The organism is Pseudomonas borbori, from assembly GCF_900115555.1.
Lineage (GTDB): Bacteria > Pseudomonadota > Gammaproteobacteria > Pseudomonadales > Pseudomonadaceae > Aquipseudomonas > Aquipseudomonas borbori.
The window spans coordinates 1-1362 of record NZ_FOWX01000092.1 but is presented as its reverse complement, the minus strand read 5'-3'; the positions used below and the strand labels follow the sequence as shown (position 1 = coordinate 1362).

The window sequence follows — 1362 nt, the reverse complement described above, 5'->3', positions numbered from 1 at the left end:
ACGTAATGAGATGGTCACCCCCACACCCCGCGAGGGCTATGCTCTCGCTGGGTTTATCTCGGAGGCCATCGCCATGAACAAAGTTGCACTGGTGGGTATCGATCTCGGCAAGCACAGCTTCCATCTGCATGGTCAGGATGGGGCAGGCCGGGCGGTCTTTCGCAAGAAATTCTCGCGACTGCAGATGATGCGGCTCTTCGGCAATCTGCCAGCCTGCACGGTGGTCATGGAGGCCTGTGCCGGAGCCCACTTCACGGCGCGGGAGCTCAACAAGCTCGGACACGTCGCCAAACTGATCTCACCGCAATTTGTCAGACCGTTCGTGAAGAGCAACAAGAACGACTTCGTGGATGCCGAGGCCATCTGCGAGGCCGCGTGCAGACCCTCCATGCGTTTTGTCGCACCCAAGACCGAGGCACAACAGACGCTGTCTGTTTTGCATCGCATGCGTGACGCCTTGGTGCGTGAGCGCACACAGGCCACCAACCAGGCACATGGTTTCCTGCTGGAGTTCGGCATCTGCCTGCCCAAGGGCCTGGCAACTATGAAGCGACTCCCGAGCACTTTGTCAGAGCACTCGTTGCCGCCGCAACTGATGCAGTTGCTGATGCGACTGCATCAGCACTTCCTCTACTTGGATCAGCAGATCAAGGAGTTGGAGGGGCAGCTGGAGACTCAAGTAGCCGAGGATGACTTGGGCAGTCGGTTGCTCAGCATGCCGGGGGTCGGCCCGATCACAGCCAGCTTGCTGGCGGTCGAGATGGGCGATGGCCGGCAATACGCCAGTAGCCGCGACTTTTCCGCATCACTCGGGCTGGTGCCCCGGCAGTACAGCACAGGCGGTCGCACCAATCTGTTGGGCATCAGCAAGCGGGGTGACAAGCACCTCAGGCGTTTGCTGGTTCAGTGCGCTCGAGTCTATCTAATGCGACTTGAGCATCAGCGCGGGGCATTGGCGACTTGGGTGCGGGGCTTGCTCATTCGACGCCACTCGAACGTGGTGGCTTGCGCCCTGGCGAACAAACTGGCCCGCATTGCCTGGGCGATTGCCGTTAAGCACACTCGATATGAAGCCGAGCCAAACGGCTTGACCGCCTGACCCTACTGACTGAGCAGTACCACGACGACCTTTTCCGGTTTTGCGATAGCTGAATAGACGATGACGTGAACGGCCCACCGGCCTGATGAAGAACCTGATGTAAAAACTGGCTTTCGAAGCCGCCAACGTTTTCAGGATCCTCAGGCGCGACTCTCATCGAGGCGCGGAGCTTGCTCCACCAAGACGCCGGATAGATTTAGGCAAGCCTAACGCTCATCGCTGATCAGTATTGCAAAAGTGGGGGTGACCATAGATTTTTACAC

The 1362-nt window shown here is 58.7% G+C and carries 1 protein-coding gene; it reads left to right on the top strand.

Annotated features, from left to right (window positions below; genetic code table 11):
• Positions 1–73 precede the first annotated feature (73 nt).
• On the top strand, positions 74–1099 hold the full coding sequence (locus BM315_RS24115) for an IS110 family RNA-guided transposase (RefSeq protein WP_090506224.1): 1026 nt from the start codon (positions 74–76) through the stop codon (positions 1097–1099).
• The last annotated feature ends 263 nt before the right edge of the window (positions 1100–1362 follow it).

Coding starts and splice junctions, on each gene's coding strand:
- BM315_RS24115 (WP_090506224.1), top strand. CDS start 74: ATGAACAAAGTTGCACTGGTGGGTATCGATCTCGGCAAGCACAGCTTC.